Below are 2,809 nucleotides of genomic sequence, written 5' to 3'. Positions count from 1 at the left end.
GATCCAGATCGCGGAGCTGCTGGTCAAGTAACGCGCCCGCGGCGGGACCGACGTCCGCTGCGGTTCCCACGCCCGCCGCGCGGCCCACGTCCGCATCGGCAAGAGCGTTCCGTACACCCGCCTCTCGGGCGATGTGTGCGGAACGCTCTTGGCGTTGAGGGGCGGGGTCGTTGAGGGGCGGGGTCGCCGCGCGGCGGGACCGCCGAGGGGCGGGGAGAACGACGACGACGAGGTCCGCACCAGCACACGGCAGCGCCGCCACCCGGTCGAGCACACCGGGCGGCGGCTCCGGTTGGCGCTCGAGCCGATCGGTCTCTGCGGCGAAGGGGCACGACGACCTACGCTTGTCACGTCAACAGCGATTCGCTGACGGGCTTCGGGATCGGGGAAGCCGCGTCGGGTCACGAGCGCTACACGTTGCTCGGCGATCGGAGGACTGTGTGGGCGGGAACGACGACGCCGGGCGCCGCGACGGCCGGACGGAGGCGGGCGGCGACACCCGGACGGCAGAGCGCGTCGACGATCCGATGGTCGAGGTCCGCGAGCTGCGCAAACAGTACGGCCGCCGGGGCCCGGTCGCGCTCAGGGGCATCGACTTCACGGTCGGTCGCGGCGAACTCTTCGGACTGCTCGGGCCCAACGGCGCCGGCAAGACCACGACGCTCGGCATTCTCACCACCCGGGTGAGGCCGACCTCCGGCACCGCGCGGATCGACGGCATCGACGTGGTGGCCGGACCGCAGGCGGTCAAGCGGCGGATCGCGGTGATGCCGCAGCAGAGCAACCTGGACCGATCACTGACGGCGCTGGAGAATCTGACGTTCCACGGCGCCTACTACGGCATGCGACTGAAGGACAGGCGGCGGCGTTCGCGCGAGCTGTTGGAGCAGTTCGGGTTGGCGGACCGCGCCGACGAGCAGGTGGAGAACTTCTCCGGCGGTATGGCGCAGCGCCTGCTCATCGCGCGGGCGCTCATGCACCGTCCGCCGCTCCTCTTCCTCGACGAACCGACCACGGGGCTGGATCCGCAGTCGCGGTTGTTCCTCTGGGACCGGGTGACCGACCTCCACCGATCCGGCACCACGATCATGCTGACCACGCACGACATGGCGGAGGCGGATCGGCTGTGCGAGCGGATCGCGATCGTCGACCACGGTGAGCGGATCGCGCTGGACACCCCGGCCGGTCTGCGGGATCTGTTGCCTGGTGGTCGCGGCATCGAGCTGGTGTTGGACGCCCACGACGATCCCGCTCCGCTGCTGGCAGAGCTCGGGGAGACGGAGTCCGCCGAGCTCGAGCAGGGGCGGTGGCGGGTCCGGTGCTACGGCGACAGCCGCCTGGGCGAGGCGATCGCGGTCGCCGAGCAACGGGGAGCCGTGGTCCGGGACGTGCGCCGGCTCGAGGGCAGTCTGGAAGACGTGTTCGTACACCTGACCGGGCGGGAGCTGCGATGAGTGTCGTGACGAGAGACAGTGACCCGGCGAGAGACACTGACCCGATGCTGGCGCGCGCGACCGGTGTCCGCGCCTTCCTGGGCCTGCTGCAGCGCGACATCTGGAACACCCTCCGTCACGAGCTCGGGGGCTTCCTCGCGCAGTCGCTCATGCAACCGTTGGCATTCCTCTTCGTCTTTGGCCTGGTCCTGCCGGAGATCGGTGCGGTGGACGAGTCCTACGCGACGCAGCTGTTGCCGGGCATCATCGCACTGACGCTCGTGCTGACGGCCCTGCAGAACGTGGCGCTGCCGTTGGTGATCGAGTTCTCGTACACCAAGGAGATCGAGGACCGGCTGCTGGCGCCCATCTCCCCGCTGATGGTGGGGGTGGAGAAGCTGGTGTTCGCGACCGGGCGGTCCCTGATCGCCGCGTTGCTGATCCTGCCGCTAGCGGCTCTGATCCTGCCCGGTGGGGTGCAGACCGGCGGTGCGAACTGGGGAGTGTTCGCGCTGCTCCTGATCGTCGGCGGCCTCGCCGGGGCGTCGATCGGACTGGTGCTGGGCACGTCGGTCCCGGCGCGGCGCATCAACATGGTGTTCGCGTTGGCCCTGACGCCGCTGATCTTCACCGGCGCCACGTTCTACCCGTGGCAGCTGCTCGATTCCCTGCGGTGGTTCCAGGTGCTGACGCTGTTCAACCCGCTCACCTACGTCTCGGAGGGGATGCGCGGCGCCCTGACCTCGTCTCCGCATCTGGGGGCGGAGTGGATCGCGCTCGGGCTCGCGGTCTCGACGGTCGCCTTCGCTGCCGTCGGTCTGCGCGGGTTCATCCGCCGTGCGGTGGATTGACGACTCCCGTCCGGGGCGTGCGACGGGTGCACCCCTCGGGTCGCGGGGTGGTGAGCGTCAGTATCCGCGGCCGTACTCGACCACGGACAGCAGGTCCTCGCCGTCGACGAACCTGCGCAGGTTCTCCGCGAGCGGCCCGGCCATCTCCTCGGTGAGTCGCCCGGCCGGGTTGGCGACGTGCGGGGTGATCACCACGTTGTCGAGGCCGAACAGCGGGTCGTCCGGCGCGGGCGGCTCCGGATCGGTCACGTCGAGCGCGGCGCCGCCGATCAGGCCGCCGGTGAGCGCGCGGTACAGGGCGGCCTGGTCGATGAGGGGCCCGCGGGCCACGTTGACGATCCAGGAGTGCGGGCGCAGCAGCGCGAGGGTGCGGTCGTTGATCAGGTGACGGGTCTCCGGGGTGTCGGGCGCGGCCAGCACCACGTGGTCGGCCTGCGCGAGCACCTCGTCGGTCTGCTCGGCCGGAGCGGTGAGGGCCGCTCCCTCGACCGGGCGGCCGGACCTGGTGACGGCGAGGGAGCGGCC

3 protein-coding genes are annotated in these 2,809 nt (G+C 70.9%); 2 read left to right on the top strand and 1 reads right to left on the bottom strand.

What is annotated here, in order from left to right; all coding sequences use genetic code 11:
* The first annotated feature begins 440 nt into the window (after window positions 1–440).
* Together G6028_RS16125 and G6028_RS16120 are read left to right on the top strand one after the other, a co-directional pair.
* Window positions 441–1,454: an ABC transporter ATP-binding protein gene (locus G6028_RS16125; RefSeq protein ID WP_338404256.1), complete on the top strand. Its 1,014-nt coding sequence runs from the start codon at window positions 441–443 to the stop codon at window positions 1,452–1,454.
* Window positions 1,455–1,498: 44 nt separating this feature from the next.
* Complete coding sequence (locus G6028_RS16120) at window positions 1,499–2,284, top strand: ABC transporter permease (RefSeq protein WP_179526116.1); 786 nt, start codon at window positions 1,499–1,501, stop codon at window positions 2,282–2,284.
* Between the two features lie 57 nt (window positions 2,285–2,341).
* Here G6028_RS16120 and G6028_RS16115 read toward each other — a convergent pair.
* On the bottom strand, window positions 2,342–2,809 hold a 468-nt coding region (locus G6028_RS16115), incomplete at its 5' end, for an NAD(P)-dependent oxidoreductase (RefSeq protein ID WP_277817626.1).

The organism is Dietzia cercidiphylli (assembly GCF_014145145.1).
GTDB classification, from domain to species: Bacteria; Actinomycetota; Actinomycetes; order Mycobacteriales; family Mycobacteriaceae; genus Dietzia; species Dietzia natronolimnaea.
This window is presented reverse-complemented; position numbering and strand designations above follow the sequence as displayed.